Annotated in this window: 17 protein-coding genes; 10 read left to right on the top strand and 7 right to left on the bottom strand. The window is 50.9% G+C overall.

Annotation, left to right across the window (positions count from 1 at the left end; translation table 11 throughout):
* Positions 1-1,168: 1,168 nt before the first annotated feature.
* Entirely contained in the window at positions 1,169-1,741 is a 573-nt protein-coding gene (locus tag TY10_RS18105) for a TetR/AcrR family transcriptional regulator (RefSeq protein ID WP_202903203.1), read from the top strand.
* Positions 1,742-1,812: 71 nt separating this feature from the next.
* Positions 1,813-2,469, top strand: coding sequence for an NAD-dependent epimerase/dehydratase family protein (locus TY10_RS18100; RefSeq protein ID WP_042166423.1), 657 nt, complete (start codon positions 1,813-1,815; stop codon positions 2,467-2,469).
* An 89-nt stretch (positions 2,470-2,558) separates the two neighbouring features.
* Here the strand turns inward: TY10_RS18100 and TY10_RS18095 are convergent, their stop codons facing one another.
* Positions 2,559-3,584 (bottom strand): NADH:flavin oxidoreductase/NADH oxidase, encoded by a 1,026-nt coding sequence (locus tag TY10_RS18095; protein WP_042166421.1) that lies wholly within the window; start codon positions 3,582-3,584, stop codon positions 2,559-2,561.
* Positions 3,585-3,766: 182 nt separating this feature from the next.
* Here TY10_RS18095 and TY10_RS18090 point away from each other — a divergent pair, with 182 nt between their 5' ends.
* The 5 genes from TY10_RS18090 (at position 3,767) to TY10_RS18070 (ending at position 8,586) form a co-directional block, all read left to right on the top strand.
* Positions 3,767-4,639: an AraC family transcriptional regulator gene (locus tag TY10_RS18090; protein ID WP_042166419.1), complete on the top strand. Its 873-nt coding sequence runs from the start codon at positions 3,767-3,769 to the stop codon at positions 4,637-4,639.
* Between the two features lie 96 nt (positions 4,640-4,735).
* Entirely contained in the window at positions 4,736-5,080 is a 345-nt protein-coding gene (locus TY10_RS18085) for a metal-sensitive transcriptional regulator (RefSeq protein WP_081735351.1), read from the top strand.
* Between the two features lie 16 nt (positions 5,081-5,096).
* Positions 5,097-5,300: a copper chaperone CopZ gene (gene copZ, locus TY10_RS18080; RefSeq protein WP_042166417.1), complete on the top strand. Its 204-nt coding sequence runs from the start codon at positions 5,097-5,099 to the stop codon at positions 5,298-5,300.
* Positions 5,301-5,408: 108 nt separating this feature from the next.
* Positions 5,409-7,652, top strand: a complete 2,244-nt coding sequence (locus TY10_RS18075) for a heavy metal translocating P-type ATPase (protein ID WP_042166416.1) — start codon at positions 5,409-5,411, stop codon at positions 7,650-7,652.
* Positions 7,653-7,710: 58 nt separating this feature from the next.
* Positions 7,711-8,586: a hypothetical protein gene (locus TY10_RS18070; protein WP_042166414.1), complete on the top strand. Its 876-nt coding sequence runs from the start codon at positions 7,711-7,713 to the stop codon at positions 8,584-8,586.
* Positions 8,587-9,098: 512 nt separating this feature from the next.
* Here TY10_RS18070 and TY10_RS18065 read toward each other — a convergent pair.
* Positions 9,099-9,530 carry an Lrp/AsnC family transcriptional regulator gene (locus tag TY10_RS18065; protein WP_042166412.1) on the bottom strand — a complete coding sequence of 144 codons (432 nt, stop codon included), beginning with the start codon at positions 9,528-9,530 and terminating at the stop codon, positions 9,099-9,101.
* Between the two features lie 141 nt (positions 9,531-9,671).
* Between TY10_RS18065 and TY10_RS18060 the strand changes: the two genes are divergently transcribed.
* Positions 9,672-10,433, top strand: a complete 762-nt coding sequence (locus TY10_RS18060) for an MBL fold metallo-hydrolase (RefSeq protein WP_042166408.1) — start codon at positions 9,672-9,674, stop codon at positions 10,431-10,433.
* A 61-nt stretch (positions 10,434-10,494) separates the two neighbouring features.
* Here the strand turns inward: TY10_RS18060 and TY10_RS18055 are convergent, their stop codons facing one another.
* From TY10_RS18055 to TY10_RS18035, 5 genes are all read right to left on the bottom strand, one after another.
* Positions 10,495-13,572: an alpha-mannosidase gene (locus TY10_RS18055; RefSeq protein ID WP_238327769.1), complete on the bottom strand. Its 3,078-nt coding sequence runs from the start codon at positions 13,570-13,572 to the stop codon at positions 10,495-10,497.
* 55 nt (positions 13,573-13,627) lie between these two features.
* Positions 13,628-14,452, bottom strand: a complete 825-nt coding sequence (locus TY10_RS18050) for a carbohydrate ABC transporter permease (RefSeq protein ID WP_042166406.1) — start codon at positions 14,450-14,452, stop codon at positions 13,628-13,630.
* Positions 14,453-14,457: 5 nt separating this feature from the next.
* A complete protein-coding gene (locus TY10_RS18045; RefSeq protein WP_042166404.1) occupies positions 14,458-15,342 on the bottom strand; it encodes a carbohydrate ABC transporter permease in 885 nt (294 codons plus the stop codon).
* Positions 15,343-15,411: 69 nt separating this feature from the next.
* Positions 15,412-16,752 carry an extracellular solute-binding protein gene (locus TY10_RS18040; RefSeq protein WP_042166401.1) on the bottom strand — a complete coding sequence of 447 codons (1,341 nt, stop codon included), beginning with the start codon at positions 16,750-16,752 and terminating at the stop codon, positions 15,412-15,414.
* Between the two features lie 321 nt (positions 16,753-17,073).
* Entirely contained in the window at positions 17,074-18,192 is a 1,119-nt protein-coding gene (locus TY10_RS18035; RefSeq protein WP_042166400.1) for a GntR family transcriptional regulator, read from the bottom strand.
* A gap of 140 nt (positions 18,193-18,332) precedes the next feature.
* On the opposite strand from TY10_RS18035, the gene TY10_RS18030 reads away from it, so the two are divergent.
* The gene (locus TY10_RS18030) at positions 18,333-19,040 is read left to right on the top strand and encodes an RNA polymerase sigma factor (RefSeq protein WP_042166397.1); all 708 of its coding nucleotides are present in this window, start codon (positions 18,333-18,335) and stop codon (positions 19,038-19,040) included.
* An 87-nt stretch (positions 19,041-19,127) separates the two neighbouring features.
* The gene (locus TY10_RS18025) at positions 19,128-19,604 is read left to right on the top strand and encodes a VOC family protein (protein ID WP_238327767.1); all 477 of its coding nucleotides are present in this window, start codon (positions 19,128-19,130) and stop codon (positions 19,602-19,604) included.
* Positions 19,605-19,676 lie beyond the last annotated feature (72 nt).

Genomic DNA, 19,676 nt, shown 5'->3' with positions numbered 1-19,676 from the left:
TGGAATATGGGTTCATAACCTCAGAAGAGCCGCCCTCATGAGCAAATAAGCTCAGAAAAATACACATCCGACAGTTCTGTTTTAATAAATCGCTGTCCCTCGTAGACTTAACCTGAACAAAACTGAATTTATCAGGGGTAACTAACTAACGAAGGCAGGTTCCCTATGTCCCAGTCTGAGGGTCAACAGCGAAGCAGGTTCGTTAAATAACGAAGCCAAGTTCGCTCTGAGTCGCCCAGATGTGGGACTATGAGCAAATAGCGAACTAAATTTCGCAAATGGAGAACCAAGGTTCACGGAAAGCGAAAATAGGTTCGCTGGAGTCCGCTGGCCTACGACACTACTTGCGAATAGCGAAGTTAGGTTCGTAAAAAAGCGAATCTGGTTCGCTTGGCAGCGAGGAGGGACACTGGAGCGAAGCGGGTTCGCTAAATAACGAAGCCAAGTTCGCTCTGCGGCGTCAGGGTGTGAAGCAAAGAGCGTCCAGCGAACTAAATTTCGCAAATGGAGAACCAAGGTTCACGGAAAGCGAAAATAAGTTCGCTGGAGTCCGCTGGCCTATGAAACTACTTGCGAATAGTGAAGTTAGGTTCGTAAAAAAGCGAATCTGGTTCGCTCGGCAGCCGGGAGGGACACTGGAGCGAATCTGATTCGCTAAATAACGAAGGCAGGTTCGCTATGTCCCAGTCTGAGGAGCGGCAGCGAAGCAGGTTCGTTAAATAACGAAGCCAAGTTCGCTGTGAGTGGTCCAGATGTGGGACTATGAGCAAATAGCGAACTAAATTTCGCAAATGGAGAACCAAGGTTCACGGAAAGCGAAAATAGGTTCGCTGAAGTCCACTGGCCTACGAAACTACTTCCGAATAGCGAAGTTAGGTTCGTAAAAAAGCGAATCTGGTTCGCTCGGCAGCCGGGAGGGACACTGGAGCGAAGCTGATTCGCTAAATAGCGAAGGCAGGTTCGCTATGCCCCAGCCTGAGGAGCAGCAGCGAAGCAGGTTCGCTAAATAACGAAGGCAGGTTCGCTATGCCCCAGTCTGAGCAGCAATAAAGAATCTACTTCGCTCTGCGGCGCAGATGGTGGGGCAGTAACAGGAAGCAGCCAACATGAACCAAGCTGACAATCCCTCCTCATTGACTTTAAACGAATGAATGTTTATTATAGGCGCATGAGACATAAGGACGAAAATAAAAGCGAAGCTATTTTCCACGCAACGATACAGTTGCTTAATGAAATCGGGTTTTCGGACATTTCGATGTCCAAAATTGCCAAGCGGGCGAGCGTGTCCGCGGCGACAATCTACGTTTATTTTGAGAATAAGGAGGATATGCTGGTCAAGCTTTACCTGAAGGTGAAGGAGACGATGAGCAGACGGCTTATGCAAGGCGTTCATGACGACCTGAGCGTCAAGGCTGCTTGCGAGCTATTCATGCGCAATTCCTTGGGCTTTATTATGGAGAACAAGGACTACTTTATGTTCCTCGAGCAATTTATGACCTCGCCGCTGATGCAAAAGCTTTGCGTTGAGGATACGATGCCGATGTTTGCCCCTTTGTTCGATTTTATTGAAAGAGGGAAGCATAATGGTGAGTTGAAGGCCGTAGAGACTACTTTCTTGCTTACTTATTGTTATTTTCCGATTACTCAGTTGGCTCACGCACAATTTAAAGATCAAATGGAAGTGACAGAGACGAGTTTGCAGCAAGTCATTGGAATGAGCTGGGATGCGATTAAAGCCTGATGTGCGGCTTTATCCACTCTTTTATAAATGATTATTCGATTATTAATAAATGAGAAGGAGAGGTTGAAAGAATGAAAATCATCCTTACAGGAGCAACAGGCATGGTTGGGGAGGGCGTGCTGCATGAATGTTTGCGCTCTTCCGAAGTGCAGGAGGTGCTGGTCATCGGCCGCAAACCGAGCGGGACCATCCATCCTAAGCTAAAAGAAATCACCCATGCTGATTTTCTGGATTTATCGTCCATCGCGGATCAGCTTGCCCCCTACGACGCTTGCTTCTTTTGCCTAGGCGTCTCGTCGGTTGGCATGAACGAGCAGTCATACAGCAAAGTCACTTACGATCTGACGCTCCATATGGCGGAGATTCTTGCTGACCGCAATCCGGGCATGGTATTCTGTTATGTGTCCGCAAGCGGGGCGGATTCGACCGAGCAGGGCAGGAGCATGTGGGCGAGGATAAAAGGAAGGACTGAAAACGCACTGCTCCGTCTTCCTTTCAAAGGAGCCTATATGTTCCGGCCAGCTTACATCCATCCGACAAAAGGGCTGCATAACGCCCATCGCTTCTACGCTGCGATCACTTGGCTTTATCCTATAGTTAGGCGCGTTATGCCTCAATACACAATTACACTTGAAGAAATAGGGCTCGCGATGATCCACAGCGTAACGAAAGGCTACCCGTCGGCTATTATGGAGAGCAAGGACATGGCGAAGCTGGCGAAAAAATAATACGTAAAACAGACACAGACTCCTCCCCAAAAAAGAGGGTGTCCCTCGGCAAGAACAGCTGCCGCAGGACACCCTCTTATACATTTTGTTTATCTAAATGCCCGCTCATACTGAACGGGAGGCTCACCAGCCCCGGCGATTTGCTGAATCGCATGGAGCGCCCAATACGGATCGCGGAGCATACCGCGTCCTACCGCAACGAGATCGGCATCTTCATTGGACAAAGTAGCCTCTGCCAGCGACGGATTGTCCAGATTGCCTACGGCAATAACGGGAACGCCTAGCTCTTTCCGATATGCACGGGCAAAAGGAACTTGGTAACCAGGGTGGAATCCTGGTTTTCGCGCTCCGGGAGGCGCCTCGCCGCCAGTCGATACATGGAACATATCGACGCCCGCGTCCCGGTATTGCTTGGCAACCGCAATGGAATGCTCAAGATCATAACCGCCGTCCATATATTCAATGGCCGAGATACGCAAGATGAGCGGCATATCAGCAGGCATCACGCTGCGAACCGCTTCAATCACTTCCACACCGAAAAGAGCATAATTTTGACCATATTCATCGGTGCGGCTGTTAATGCCCGGAGATTGGAATTGGTGGATCAGATAGCCGTGCGCACCGTGAAGCTCAATGGTATCGAAGCCAGCTTCGACTGCGCGTCTTGCGGCTTCTTTGTATTTAACGACCATTGCTTTTACTTCATCCGTGCTCAGCGCTCTAGGCGCTTTACGGTTCTCGCCTTGAACCGGAACGTCGGAAGCTCCGACAGGCTGTGCCGCGTCCTCAGCTTTGCGACCGGCATGAGCGATCTGAACGCCGATTTTGGCTCCATATTTATGAACCTCATCCACGATTCGTTTAAAAGCAGGAATATGAGCATCGGACCACAAGCCGAGGTCCTTGTCCGTAATTCGGCCGTCCGGCTCGACATCGGTCATTTCCACAATGATGAGCCCGGCTCCGCCAACTGCGCGGGATACGTAATGAACGAAATGCCAATCCGTTGGGATGCCGTCTTTAGCAGACACCGAATATTGGCACATGGGAGGCATAACAATCCGGTTTTTGAGCGTCAGGCCCTTCAACGTAAAGGGCGAATTTATTGCTGCCATCGTTAGAAACTCTCCTTTTATGTGACGAATTTACAGCCCGTTGAAGAGCTGCATTCTGAATATTCGTTTTGAAAAAACGTAAGCTAATCATAAAAGCAATGGTCCGCCAAAACAATAAAGGATCTTGGCTTCATCGAAAGAAAATATGATACATATTGCTTTTTGGCGGTGGTTGCGTTTTAATGGGAGCAATAACGAATGCGGTGCAAGGAGCAGCGACAATGGCAGCAGTATCCCCTACATTAGTCTATATTGGCAAAATCAGCGGAAATCCGAAATGGAGCTTCCCAAGCCATCAGCATAAAGAGCTTAGCGAGATGGTGTATATTGCTGAGGGCGAAGGCGTCATCAAAATCGATGGGCAGCCGTATGCCGTCCAGCAGGGCGATCTGCTTATTTACAATCAGGGCGTTCTTCATGAGGAATGTTCCTCGCCGATTTGCCCCCTCACTCTCTATTATTGTGGCGTTGCCAATCCCAATATTGAAGGCATATGCGAGCATGATCTCATCCCTCGAAATGCCTCGCCGTATATTAAGACCAGAGAATATGCGGGGAAAATCAGCATGATTTTCGCATCGATGCACGAAGAATCGTCGCAGCAGGAACGCGGCCATAGCATCGTTTTACAAAGCCTGCTAATTACGCTTATTACTTGGATTCAACGTCTCGTTCAAGTGGATCAGACGGCCGTTAAGGAGCGCGATCCCGATTCTCTGGCGGTTCAGATTAAGGAATACCTCGATTTGAACTATTTGAGACATGTGCAATTGAAAGATATTGCCGACCATTTTCACATGAACGCTTATTATCTTTCGCATGTGTTCAAACATAAATACAATGATTCGCCTATCAACTACATGCTGTATCGCCGTATGGGAGAAGCGAAGCGCCTGCTCGTCAACACCGAGATGAAGGTGGCGGAGATCGCCAGTTTTTTAGGCTATGAGAATGCGAATTATTTTACGATTCTGTTCACCCGTACGATGGGGGAATCGCCAACGCAGTACAAAAAGAATGAAACCCGGGAACGGGTCAACCTGCTGGAATCCTAACCGAGCTTATAAATAAATAGGCTAAAAAAGAAATAAAAACGCTTGATATACCCCGGGGGGGTATGGTATATTTATTTTCGAAAGGAGGTTACGCAAATGGCACATCATGAGCTTGATGAACAGGTTGGGACGATAGAACAAGCAAGCTGCCATACAGGCTCTGAGCGAAAGAGCCACCATTCGGATAAAACGAAGAGCAATATGGTTTCCAGGCTGAACCGGATCGAGGGGCAAATTCGCGGTGTTAAGGGAATGATCGAGAAGGATACGTATTGTGACGATGTTCTTAATCAAATCGCTGCCATACAATCGGCGCTAAACAGTGTAGGAAAGCTGCTTCTGGAGAACCATTTGAATAGCTGTGTAATCGAACGGATACAAGAGGGCGACAATGACGTGATTCGAGAGCTTATGGTCACGATGAATAAACTAATTAAATAATGGGAGGCTATTAAACATGACAACAGCAAATTTGAAAGTACAAGGTATGTCCTGCAATCATTGCGTAAATTCGGTGGAAGGTGCCGTTCAGAAGCTTGGCGCTGCCGGTAAAGTCAATTTGTCCGCAGGTTCGGTTGCAGTCGAATACGATGAGTCCAAGGTTACGCTGGATACCATTAAAGCGGCTATCGAAGATCAAGGCTACGACGTAGTCGGTTAACCCCGAGCCGCGCTTGCGGCTCTTTTTTAGAACTATAAGGATGCATTTAAATAAGCAGCATATTTTTTTTGAATCAAATATACCCCCTGAGGGTATGCGGGAAAAGAGGTGATTGCGTTGGAAACCAGACAGGAACAGACTACGTTGGACATTAGCGGGATGACTTGCGCAGCTTGCGCCAATCGTATCGAAAAGGGCTTAAATAAGCTGCCCGGCGTAACGAAGGCTACCGTCAATTTTGCCATGGAGACAGCACATGTGGAATACAATGCATCGGAAGTGAACGAACAGGCGATGACCGATAAGGTTGTGCAGCTTGGCTATCAAGCAGTCGTGAAGGAAGAGGGCAAATCGGGCGAGGAGAAGAAACAGCAAGAGCTGCGGAGCAAAAAGCTGCAGCTGCTCGTATCGGCGATCCTGTCCTTCCCGTTATTGTGGGCGATGGTGAGCCATTTTTCGTTCACATCCTGGATTTACTTGCCTGATTTTCTGATGAACCCGTGGGTGCAGCTGGCGCTGGCAACACCTGTACAATTCGTCATCGGCGGACATTTTTACACCGGAGCGTACAAAGCGCTGCGCAATAAGAGTGCGAATATGGACGTATTGGTCGCGCTGGGAACGTCGGCAGCTTACTTTTACAGCCTGTATCTAACGTTTCAATGGAGTGCAGCGAATGCAGAAGCGGCGCATGGGCATGGCGTCGGGGCCCCTAGTCTCTACTACGAAACAAGCGCAGTTCTCATTACGTTAATCATCTTAGGCAAGCTGTTCGAGGTATTGGCCAAAGGCCGGACGTCGGAAGCCATTAAGAAGCTGATGGGGCTTCAAGCGAAGACAGCGGTTGTCATTCGTGACGGGCAAGAGCTGGTTTTACCGGTCGAGAACGTGCTCGTCGGCGATTTCGTGTTAGTGAAGCCGGGCGAGAAAATTCCGGTTGACGGCGAGGTTGTTGAAGGGGCCTCGGCCGTGGACGAGTCGATGCTTACGGGGGAAAGCCTGCCGGTTGAGAAACAAGCCGGAGATACCGTAATTGGCGCAACCGTTAACAAAAACGGCCGTCTTACTGTAAAAGCAACCCGTATCGGGAAAGAAACAGCGCTCGCGCAAATTATTAAAGTTGTCGAGGAGGCGCAGGGCTCCAAGGCGGAAATTCAGCGTGTTGCGGATAAAATTTCCGGCATTTTCGTCCCGATTGTGGTCGGCATCGCGCTTCTTACTTTCTTCATCTGGTTCTTGCTTATCGAACCGGGTGAGTTTGCAGGCGCGCTTGAGAAAGCGATCGCCGTACTCGTTATCGCTTGTCCATGTGCACTGGGGCTGGCGACGCCAACGTCGATTATGGCCGGCTCGGGCCGTTCCGCGGAGTTTGGCATTTTGTTCAAGGGCGGAGAGCATCTCGAAGCGATGGAGAAAGTGGAGACGGTTGTCGTCGATAAAACGGGTACCGTTACGAAAGGCAAACCGGAGCTGACGGACGTATTCATCGAGGGTATGGATGAGGCTCAGGCGCTTGGTTTAATCGGTGCAGCTGAGAAGCAGTCCGAGCATCCGCTGGCGGAAGCGATCGTTGCAGGTATAGTGGCAAAAGGCATTGTATTGCCATCTATCGAGCAATTTGAAGCTATTCCGGGCTATGGCATTCAAGCTGTTGCGGCCGGTGGAGCGAAGGTGCTGGTAGGAACGCGCAGACTGATGCAGCGGGAGGGGATCGACTTCGGAAGCGCTGGCGAGCGTATGGAACGGCTGGAGTCTGAGGGGAAAACCGCAATGCTGGCGGCTATTAACGGCCGTTATGCAGGGATAGTAGCTGTAGCGGATACGGTGAAAGAATCATCGAAGGAAGCTATTGCGAAGCTGAAGCAGATGGGCATCGAAGTCATTATGATGACCGGCGACAATAAGCGGACGGCAGAAGCGATCGCCCGTCAGGTCGGCATCGAGCATACGCTGGCTGAAGTGCTGCCGGAGGGCAAGGCCAATGAAGTGAAACGGCTTCAGGCGCAAGGCAAGAAAGTGGCTATGGTTGGAGACGGCATTAACGATGCTCCCGCTCTGGCAACGGCAGATGTCGGCATTGCAATTGGAACCGGTACGGACATTGCGATGGAAGCGGCAGACGTTACGTTAATGCGGGGCGAGCTTACAGGCATTGCCGATGCGATCTACATGAGCCGGAAAACGATGGCCAACATTAAGCAGAACCTGTTCTGGGCGCTTGGTTATAATACGCTGGGCATTCCGATTGCGGCGATTGGCCTGCTGGCACCATGGGTAGCTGGAGCAGCTATGGCACTCAGTTCCGTATCCGTGGTATTGAACGCTTTGAGGCTGCAACGGGTAAGAAGGTAAGGAATAGATTAGGGCTTGCAAGGCGAAGCTGATGCAGAGAAATGGCGAGGAGGACATTATGAAACGAATACTGTTCACAACGATGCTGGCGGCCGTTCTGCTAGTTGCAGGATGCGGGCAATCTGGCGGCAAATCCGAAGAGCCCGCAATGAATCATAGTACAGGCCATGGCAGCGGCAATAGCGAGAGCAGCAGCCAGCATGAAGGACATGAGGAAAACGGCGGTGCGGAAGAGGGGGTCAGCTCCAACGTTCAAGCTCTGTTCTCCTACTCGAATGATTCAGTTAAGCCAAATGAGGAATTTGTCGTCAAGATCCGGATTCAGGCACCGGATGGCGAGCCCTATGATGCATTTGATACGGTGCATGAGAAAAAAATGCATCTGATTATCGTTAACAAGGATTTATCCTACTTTAGCCATATCCACCCGGATTATGAAGGCGGAGGCCAGTTTACGATAACGACGAGCCTGCCTGCCGCCGGGGAATACAAATGGATTGCCGACTTCAAGCTTGAAGGAGGCAGTGCGCTTAACCGGAGCGAATGGATGACTGTGCAAGGCAATGCGCCTGCGCTGAAACCGGTCGAACCGGATGAACAGCTGGTCAAGACAGTGGACGGCAAGCAGGTTACGCTTTCTATGGACCATTTGATGGCCAATATGGAGCTGAGCTTGAACTTCCACATCGCCGATGCCAGCACGAAGGAGCCGATATCGAATCTGCAGCCTTACTTGGGCGCGGTAGGGCATGTCGTTATTCTAAGTGAGGATGCGGAGCAGTATTTGCACGTTCATCCGACGGAAGAGCGGTCGACAGGACCGGATGCGTCTTTTATGACGACATTCCCTCATAGCGGCGTGTATAAAATATGGGGTCAATTTCAGCAGGACGGTAAAGTATTCACTGTGCCGTTTGTGGTGAAGGTGCCTTAAGGGATTAAGCGGGGGCTTAAGGGTTTCGTTACTGGCACTCTTGCGTATATGATGCATGCAGTTCTTGTGAGATCTACCACCTCTGTCATGTAAAGCTGCACCTTGCGCTGGAAGCTGAGCGCAGTGTGCCTCCTGGCTGGATGCTGAGAAGTAAGTGGTGTTAACGTCGAAACGTTTGTTGGAGCTGTGCGAATTCGTTGAACCACGAATCAAAATGTAAATCTGCAGTTTGTTGGCCGGTTTATCGGCGATTTATCGCATCAACATGCAAAAGTGCAGGTTGATTGGCCCAAATAGCCTCTTAAAGGCGAAAATAGCGGATTTCAAATGTATTTTCGCATTTTGACAGCGATTTGAGGCCTTTAGAGGCATATCAACATGTACAATTGCATTTTGATCAGCTTCCTGCTCGGCTCGGAGAGCCACTTCAGCGGATGATTCAGAAAAAGAGAGGTGTCCCCCTATAAATTTCGGGACAACCTCTCTTTGTTGTTCAGGGCAGCAAAATTCATCTATTTCAAACGGTCGATGGAAATGCTGATTTTATAGTTGCCGTATTGCAGCAGCTCGTCCAAAAAGACGGTTAAGGCTTCTGTTGAAGCGGCCTGCGCACGGAGCCAATAGCAGCCCTCACCGCTGACGCGATGCGCTTCTGTAATCCATTCGGTTCGCTGGATATATTTTTGCAGCGATTGGTGGGCTTCAGGTGATTGCAGAAATACGATAATAAACGCAGAGATCGTAAGACCGAGCTTTTCGGGATTCCACCTCAGCGTATAGCCTTCAATGACACCCAAATCCTGAAGCTTGCGGATACGGGCTCCAACCGCCTGCCCTGTTAAATGCACCAGCTCGCCGATTGCTTTATGGGACTGAGTAGCATCCTCCAGCAGGCTGTTCAAAATGCGAAGATCAACTTCATCTATGTTTTCATGGCTTGACATACTTGAATTCCTTTCAAGGTGAAAGTCATAAACGGCTAATCGTTTCATGAGGTTATGTAAGCCGTGTCGCCTCTTATTTTATAATGATAGCAGAACGATAATCAATGAAATGACTAATTATAGATGAAGAGGTGTAGTACGATGAAGCTGCAATTAATCCGCAACGCTACGTTAAGGCTGCAATATGCAGGAGTTGAGCTGCTGATCGATCCGATGCTGTCGGAGGCGGGATCAAGTCCGCCTATTATCAATACGGCAAATGACCGGCGAAATCCGCTGGTGCCGCTTCCAGCGGCTTATGAAACTGATGTTTTGCCGGATGCGGTGTTTGTGACCCATCTGCACAATGATCATTGGGATGAGGCTGCCAGAAAAGCGATTCCGCATACGACTCCGATTTTATGCCAGCCGGGAGATGAAGGAGCGATTGCTGAATCCGGCTTCGGCAATGTGACGCCAATTGTGGATACGGCAAGCTTTCAGGGGATAGCCATCAGACGCTTCGGGGGGCAGCACGGCACAGGCGATATTGGTAAAATGCTGGGGCCCGTGTCCGGCTTTCTGCTGCAGGCGGAAGGTGAGCCTTCCATTTATATTGCGGGAGATACGATCTGGTGCAGCGAAGTGGAGGATGCCCTTGACGGCTATCACCCCGATATAACGGTTGTGAATGCCGGGGGCGCCCGATTTGTCGAAGGCGATCCTATCATAATGGACGCAGCTGATGTCGCCAGCGTCTGCCGCCATGCGCCTTATACGAAAGTTGTTGCTGCCCATATGGACGCGATTAACCATTGTTATACGACGAGAGCGGGTTTGCGGAAAGAATTGGAGTCGGAAGGTCTGCTGAATCAGGTTCTTATACCTGAGGATGGCGAATGGCTGGAATTATCAGCTGAATAGAGTGAACAAAAAGACCGTAGTTTTGGCAGGACACCTGCCGAAACTGCGGTCTTTTCAATTCTTATGCGGGCATAATTCGGATTGTCTTTACTTCGAATGGCGTGAATTGCAGTGATGCTTCGTTGGCAGAAGCATCGAAGGAAAGCAGCTTAACGCCGCCCTCAGCATCGCTCTCTAAACCGTTCAGCTCCAGCATATCGGTTTCCCGAATGTCGGTGAAGCTGAAGCTTGTGGAAATGGAGCTGCTGACTGACATGCCTTTGCTCTCGTAGAGGCGGGCGATAATTGCGCCTGAGCCGTCCTCGGCCATTTTGACCGTATCAACCATAATGTTGGCCTGCCCGGCCAGCACCAGTCCGCGGAATGCAGCGGAGCCGCCTGGCATTGCAAGCACCGGCGTGTTAAGCTCCGCTGCCTCCCTGATCACAGGATTGCTGACGAAGCCTTCATTCCATACATGGAACGAGTAGGTGAAGACATGCAAGCCTTGATCCGCGCGCTCATCCGGGTAGCTAGGGGAACGAAGCAGCGTCAGATTCATTTCTTTTCCAAACGTATTAATACCGTATTTACAATCGTTAAGCAGGGCGAAGCAGCGGTTTCCTTCAACAAAAGCGGACCAGCGGTGCTGGCTTACCTCATAACGATCGGCGTCATGCGGCCTTGAAAAGTGGTTCGGACGTTTGACATGCCCGAATTGAATTTCATGCAGCGCTTCTGTCGTATGCAGATTAACGTCAAAGCCGACCTTCAGCAGCTTGTGGCTTTCCTTCCAGTCAATCGAAGTATGGAAGTCGACGCGGCGGCTGTCTGCGTTCAGTCGAACGGTCTGAATAAGTGTAGAATCATTCAGCTTGCGCTCAATCCGGATTTCAGCGAACAGCGGCCCGTTGCCCGTTACCGTGATGCGAGCCGGCTCGGGTAGCTCCATCTCGGCGTCTCTATACCGGCGGTCCAGCTCCCAAGCATCGAAGCTCGACGTTTGGTCGCGGAACATGCGGAACTGGTTGCTTGGGCCATGCGTCCATTCGGACTGGCTCTCTTTGTCCCAAATACGAATGATTTCCCCGCGCTCATTGAATTTAACGAGCAGCAGGCTGTTCTCCAACCGGTCGTTAGCAGCATGTACATGGCTATCCTCTGCTCCCGGGGAAACGGTAGACTCTAGTGAAATATAGCCGCTTGCCGGAAGCTCTGCCCGCACGTACAGCTTCCCGCCATCGCTTTGAACAGGGAGCGTGCGGCCCAGACTATCTGTAGCGCCAGAGAAGCCTTCAGGCAGTTCCGTTATTGTCGTGCGATCCCATGGAAGCACATTGAATAACGTTACGCCCTCAGCAGCGCGATGGCCTTCGTCAGCTTCTCCAGCCCCGACAATGGCCTGCGCCGCGGTACGGCTGAGCACAGCGATCGATGCAAGCAAAGCTTCATAGGCTTTCTCAGCTTCCTCATGCACCCGGCGAATGGATGTGCCTGGCAAAATATCATGGAATTGAAGCAGCAGAAGCTCTTTCCATACTGCATCAAGCTTAGCCTTCGGATAAGGCGAGCGGCCTGAGAGAGCGGCGAGCGTGCTGAGATGCTCGGCTTCTTTTAGAGCAGCTTCCGCAGCGCGGTTGCCCTTTTTCATTTTCGCCTGGGCAGTGAACGTACCGCGATGCGCGGAATAGTAGAGTTCCCCAACGTAGCGGTTAGCCGGCATGCCGCGCTGCTCCAAATCCTCGAAGTAATCGATCGGCGAGCTGATCGCCGTGCGCGGCACACCTTCCAAATCCTTCATTCGTCTTAAATACTCTAGGTCATTGCGGTTTGCGCCGCCTCCGCCATCCCCGTAGCCGAACTGCACGAGACGGGTCGAAACGCCGTATTTCTGCACCCGCTCATTCCATTGGAACAGGGCGTAGCTAACGTCCGCCGGATTCGGATAGGGACCGTAATCCAGCAAATGAACGGGTACAGACGAGCCGTCGATGCCTTCCCAAGTAAACGTGTTATGAGGGAAGGTGTCCACGACGTTATCGTAGGTCTGGAACATCTTGACGGAAGCGAAGTAGTCGATGCCGCATTTCTGCATAATTTGCGGGAGATTGCCGGAGTAGCCGAATACGTCGGGCAGCCACAGCATCCTGCTGTCGACGCCAAATTCCTCTTGGAGGAAGGCTTTGCCGTAGAGAAACTGGCGAATGAAGCTTTCACCGCTCGTAATGTTGGCGTCAGGCTCTACCCACATGCCGCCCTCCATGATGATGCGGCCTTCGGCAACGTAGCGCTTGATCCGCTCATACAATTCGGGATACAGCTCTTTGGTCAAATGGGTCAAATACGGCTGGCTTTGCACATATTTGTATTCCGGATATTCCTCCAGCAGCGCCAACTGGTTGGATAACGTACGGGCGATCTTCCGCTTCGTCTCCTCAATCGGCCAGAGCCAGGCGATATCCAGATGGGATTGCCCCATCATGAACAGCTTAGGCGCTGTCGATCCATTGACGCATGCCAGCAGCGGCTGCAGCAATGCCCGGCCATGACGGGCTGTTGCTTCCAGCTCGTCACCGGTCCCGTTCCAGTCCAGCTCAGTAATGAGCCGGTCGAAGGCGCTGTCGATTTCGCTTGCCCGCAGCGGCGCGGAGCCGATACCGATTCGAAGCTGATAGAGCACCTCTAAATCGATGAAAAACTGGTACAGCTCCTCGTTAAGCTCAGCGATGCGGGACTGCTGGTATACCGGCAGCTCCCGGTCATGTCCGGCATAGGCTTCCGCAACGATCTCGAACGTATCGCCAGGGACAGCCTCTCTCGCTAATGTAATGGTCTTATGCTGGAGATCGATCGCTCCGGCGAGCTTGCCATTAACGTAGACGGTAGTCTCGGAGCCCAGATTCAGCTGGAGCTCGACCCGCTTGCCCGCAGCTTCCGGCGGCAGCACAACGGCAGCTTTAAACCAGCCGTACTGCCAGGTTTTCCCCCACTCCGTCCGAGGCTGAATCCTTTCATAAGGAAGCGAGCCGGCTTCCTCAACAGAAAGCCAGTTGTCCGATGATGAATAGGTGAAGTCGACAGGGCCAAGAGGGCGGTACAGCAAATTCTCTTTTTCCCTCATCCATTTCTCAATATGAAATAATCTCTCTTTATGGTACAAGATGAACGCCTCCGGAAACCTGATGGGCAGGTATGATAGTCGAAGAAAGAATGGGCTAGCCTTTGGTTGCGCCGGCGGTAAGGCCTTTAACGAGCGCTTTCTGGAATACGACGAATACGATCAGGACAGGTAAAGTTGTGACAATGCCGGCTGCATTCAGAGGACCCCATTGGATGCCCGATTTCGTAATGAAGGTGTTGATGCCCGCAGGCAGGGTGCGCATCTGATCGGAATTGATAAAGGTCATCGCGATCATCATTTCCTGCCAAGCGGTAATGCAGACGGTCAAGCCTACGGCTACGAGGCCGGAGCGGGCCAGCGGCAGTACCATGCGGAACAGGATGCCCAGCGAGGAGGAGCCATCGATTTTGGCCGCTTCGTCGATGTCTTTCGGCACGTTTTTGAAATAGCCGGTCAACAGCCAGATGGCCATCGGCAGCAAAATCGCGCAGTTGGTCAGTATAATGCTGGCATGCGTGTTCAGCATGTTCAGCTTGCCCCACATGACATACAGCGGCACGATCAGCGTCGTGAGCGGCATAATTTGCGCGAATAAAATAACGGTGAAATAGACCAGCTTTCCCTTAAACGCGTAACGGGTCATGCTGTAGGCAGCAAAGCTGGGGATGACAAGCACGATGAGTACGGTTCCAGCTGTGTTTATGACGGAGTTGAGAAAATAGGTCGGAATTGCCGAACCTTGGAACACGGCTTTGTAATGCTCAAAGGTGAAAATATTCGGAATCAGGGTTGCGGGATCACGAAAGATTTCATCCGACTTTTTCACCGAAGTTACGAATAGCCAATATAGCGGAAATAAGATGACTGTCATTATGAAGGCGATAATTGCAGCATTCCATATGTTCTTTAAGGCTTTCATGATGCTCACTCCTTAACCGATCTCAGCATGGCCCGCATATACGGCGAGCAGATGATGCCGATAATGACCAAGCTGATCAGCGCCATTGCTGAGGATTTGCCGAAGTCAAAAAACTCGAAAGCGAGCCGGTAGGTATAGATGGGAAGGGTAGAGGTCACATCCATCGGGCCGCCTTTCGTTGTCACCCAGATCAGGTCAAAATAATTCAGCGTCCAGATCGTCGTAATGACGCCTGTCGCTCCGATAATAGGTGTCAGATGAGGCACCTTAATGTAGCGGACGATGCTGAACCAGCGGGCGCCGTCGATCCGGGCCGCCTCAAGCTGGTCGTCCGGAATGTCCTGAAGCGCGGCAAGCAGCATCAGGAACCAGAACGGGAAAGCCTTCCAAGTGTTGACGAATATTAGAGTTCTAAGCGCCATATCCGGCCCCAGCCATGAGATATCTTTATCAATCAGATGCAGGTAGCGGAGAATATCGTTCACGATCCCCATATCCGACTGGAGCATCCAGCTCCACATTAAAGCGGTCACGACGCCTGGCAATACCCAAGGCAACAGGAGTACGGAGCGAAGAATGCCTTTGCTTCTCCTTCTCTCGTCCACGAACAAAGCCGCGAGCAGTCCAGCTGCCATCTGCATGATAACGCCGCATACCGTCCATATAATCGTCGTTAGCAAAACATGCTTGAATATATCGTCGGTGAGAATATCCTTGAAATTCGCAAAGCCGGTGAACGGCTTGTCGGGCTTGCTTAACTGCCAGCGGTGAAGGCTGACATACAGATTGTAGAACAAGGGATAGGCCAACAAGCTGACGATAACCGCCAGCGAAGGCAATAGATAAAGGTAAGGAACAAATTTGCGAAGCAGCCGCTTATTTGTCGTCATATGCATGTCTCCTGGCTTCTGGCTTTAGGAAGAGGGGAGAGGCGATAGAACGCCTCTGCCCCGATCCGTTTATTTTTGTGCTGCAATTTCTTTAATTTTGTTCTCAAGGTCGGCAACAGCTTTGTCGATAGGCTGGTTTCCGACGAGCACTTTCGTAACGGTGTCGTAGACAGCCGAATCGATTTCTTTGTAGTAGAGCGTTTTAGGCTGTGATTGTCTTGCGAACTTAATTTGTTCTTGGAAAATCGCATAGGCCGGATCTGTCGCAAATTTGGATACGGCAAGCGATGCGTTGTTGGCTGGCACGTCCGTCATCGTCCGGGCGTTAAAGTCGACCGAGGTCAGCATTTGAGCCAGCTTGGCAGCCGCTTCCGGATGCTTCGTATTGGCTGCTACAGCGATACCGAAGCCGCCGCCGAACGATCCGTCCGGTGCATTAGCATCCATCTTAGGAACAAGTGCTTGCCCGTAGAAGTCTGCGCCTTTCAGGTCCGCATTCTGATCCGTGATCCAAGTGCCTGCAATGACCATCGCTACCTTTTTCTGAGCAAACAACGTTCCCAGCTTCAGGTGATCGAGTGTTGCATAATCGGCTTCGTATGAAGGCTTCATATCGGCAAGCAGCTGCAGATAGCCTTTGAATTCCGGCGTATTGACGTTTGGTGTAATAGCGCCGCCATTCACTTCAATAATAGAGCCAGGGGATGCCGTGAATAGGCTTTGGGAAGGGAATTCCTTCAGACCAAGATCCATGCCGAAGCCTGCTACTTTTCCGCCTGTTGCTTCTGTAATTTTTGCAGCGTATTCCTTGAGCTCGCTCCAGGTCGCTGGCGGTTTTTCCGGATCAAGTCCGGCTTGCTTGAATATTTCTTTGTTATACCAGAGAACGCGTGCATCCGTCGTGTACGGAAGCGCCATATGCTTGCCGCCCCAGTCGTACATGGACAAGATGCCAGGGAAGAAATCCTTGAAGGCGTCTTCGCCGAGCGATGCGCCAAGATCTAGCAGATAGCCGGAATTGGCGAATGCCGGGAAGTCAGGGTTGTTGACGATGAATACGTCCGGCCCGTTGCCGCTGGCGAACATTACTTTGTATTTCGTTTCCCAGCTTCCCCAAGGATCGCTTTGGAACTCTACTTCATAGCCTGGATTCTCAGCTGCAAACTTTGTTTTCAGCTCCTCCAGAACGGGAGCGATATTCGGGTCTGCTGTCCATTCAGAAAATCCATAATAAACGAGCTTCTCTTTTTTGCCGGAGCTTGTAGCCCCTTTCGACTCATTCGTCTGCGATGGCTCAGATGAATTGCCGCCATTCCCTTTGTTTGACCCGTTCCCGCAACCTGCAGCAAGCGCTGTCATCATAATGGACACCAATAAGATCATCAACACTTTGCTATACCGCTTTTGCACTGCGTTACCCCCTTAATGATCATAAAATATATTGCAGGCCTCGCCCGAAAGAAAGAAGATAGGACGATAGCGCTTACAATTGGAGCAGCAATCGCGGACATTTGGCAGGGTTCTGCGGGATGCTCACGATTTTAATGCTTTTCTGTATCATTGTTATGATACAATATCGGGAATTCTGTGTTATTTGACAGCTTTATCATAAATCTGAATGGTTTCTGTGTCAATAATAAATTTAATAATATAACTTTATTGATACAGATGATACAAAAAAAGAGAGGCCGGATTCGAAATCCAGTCTCTCTCGTTACTAGCGGTATGAGGTTAATTGAGGGCCGCTTGCGGCACTTTGCCGATGGAGCTGCCTTGATTCAGTTCGCCTTTGCAGATTTGGCCCAGCACAGACAGATGCTCCTTGCCTTCAAGCAAATTCATCAATTGAAGCGCAGCTGTACGCCCCATATCGTAGAAGGGCTGATTGACGCCAGTAATGTCGAGCTTAAGCTTCAGGTTGAGGTTGAGCGCATCATAGGTAACTAACGAGATATGCTCAGGAATGCGCAAATTGAGCTTGTCCAGTGCGGCAATCGCCGCTTCTGCCAGCTGATCGTTCGCCGAGAAAATCGCGGTACATCCGCTTTCGGTGATGAGGGAAGCCAGTTTGGAGCTGTATGTCTCGAATTCATCGGCGAAGTTCTCGGATTGAGTCGGCAGCAGCACGTCCAGCTCAGGATCAAATGCAATACCGGAATCCAGAAACGCTTGCTTCACACCGAGAAGACGTTCGTTGAACGTGCTCAGATCGGAGTTGCGAATGAACAGAATGCGGCGATGCCCTTTGTTGATGAGCAGCTTCGTCAGCTGATAGGCGCCGGCGGCGTTGTCGCTGGTGACAAACGGAATATCACTGTTATACATATAGCGGTCGAGGAAAATGACTTTGATACCGTTGTTCTTCAGCAATTCATACAGCCGCTGGTTACGTTCCTCGTGATTATGATCGTAGATGGGACTGAGGATAACGCCGTCGACCCGTTTGGCAACCGCGCCTTTGATCAGTGATTCCAGCTTATCGAGGTCACGGTCGTCACTATAGCTGAGCAAGTGGAAGCCTCGCAGCTGCAGCACATCCTGAATACCTCTTAGCGCGGAAGCCCAGAGCGGGTTGTCGATGCCGACGACGGATGCGGCTATGAGCCCGGAGCGGCTTTGCCCCATTGGAGATACGACACCATTCTCGATATAGGTGCCCCGGCGTTTGTCCCTTCTCAGCATGCCTTCCTCGCAGAGCTCCTTGATGGCCTTCTCCACCGTATTGACGCTGGATTTATACGCCTCGGCGAAATCACGGCTTGATGGCAGGCGTGTATCGCCAAGCCATTCTCCCTCTAAAATTCTTTTCTTAATATCTTCTTTAATACGGAAATAAGGATAAGTCGACATGGAATTCCTTTCTATCGAACGGATTTGAATGCAATTGTTTACATTGTATCAACTGTATCAATAGAAATGCAATATAGAAGTTAAGGGGGAGATGGTGTGGCGGAAGGAGGAATTGGAAGGATGGGGTGGAATGGATAAGGATGGACTGGAAAACGCTGATAGCTAAATATAGCGCAAATATAGCAGGCAATCGCTGGGATGCCGAGGATTTGTCGCAGGAGGCATGGCTGAAGCTGACGGAGGCCATTCGGAAAGAGCCGCAGCGCATCATTACGAAAGCTTATGTATACCGGGTCATAAAGCATGCCTGGATCGACCGGCAGCGAAAAAATAAGCTGCGGACATTACCGCTCGTGCAGCAGGGGGATCAGGAAGTTCAGGGGGAGAGGGATCCGGAGCTGTCTACGCTGGAGCTGTTGGAACTTCTCGCGGGACGGCTTGCGCCCCGGATGGGAGTAATTTTTCTGTTGATGGATATTTTTGATTTTACAGCTAAGGAAACAGCTGCGTACGTGCGTATGAAGGAGTCTACCGTGCAGGTCACGCTGGGGCGGGCACGGGCCAGATTGAAGATGCTGGCGGAGCAGCATTCAGACTTGCAGGAGCCGGAGCGGGAGCGGGAGAAGAATGCCCGGAAGACGTTTGACGGAGGTGCTTCGATACGAATTGATGCGCTGGTGGAGGCCTTCCGCAAGCGAGACCCGGAGGCGATTTGCCGCGCCTATATCGGAGTGAACGAGACGGGGCTCCGTCTTTCCCGGCTGCAGCGCATAGGGACGGGATTGCAATTTCTATTTCGCGACCCCGACGGCAATGAATTCAGCGTGATCGCACGCGAAGTAAATTAATTAAGGAGGCTCTGTTTGGTTTTTGCCGCTTGCTGCGTTTATTAAGCTGTAAGGCTATGAACAACGGAGAAAAAGGAGAGGATTGCGGTGACGGAGCTTGCTAAGGATGGATGGAAAAATGCGATGAGGGCGGTCTGCTCGGTGTATGTGCCTGTGAAAAATCCGCTGAAGTCGGCGGATTGGTGGCAGCGGCATTTTGGCCTGGAGTGGGCGATGCCCTATAATCCGGAAGAAAATCACGCTATTATGAAGCTCGCGGACGGACAGTGGCTCCATCTGGTGGAAACGGAAGGCGATATTGACAGTCAGTTCCGCGATAAGTCGGGATACGAAATGTTCCGGTTTACGTTTGAGGTAAGGGAGATTGAGCATATATACGATCGTCTTCGTACGGGGGGCGTTGATGTTCAGGAGCTTACGGACCGCGGAAGCTGCGGTATCAATTTTGTGTTCTATGATCCCGACGGCAATAAATTCGATGTTAACGAAGTCGTGCACGCTCATCGCTCACCCGAGGAGGCTGCGGCAGTATTGAACTACTTATTCGCTCCGGCGAATGCCTGAACAGTAACAGTGAGAATGAGTGGGGCAAGGCTGGGCTGACTCGTAAATCAAATAAAGCTCGGATAGGATATA

It is taken from the genome of Paenibacillus gorillae (assembly GCF_000513275.1).
In the GTDB taxonomy this organism is placed as follows: Bacteria; Bacillota; Bacilli; order Paenibacillales; family Paenibacillaceae; genus Pristimantibacillus; species Pristimantibacillus gorillae.
The sequence above is the reverse complement of the archived record's forward strand: the minus strand, read 5'-3'. Positions and strand labels throughout refer to the sequence as shown.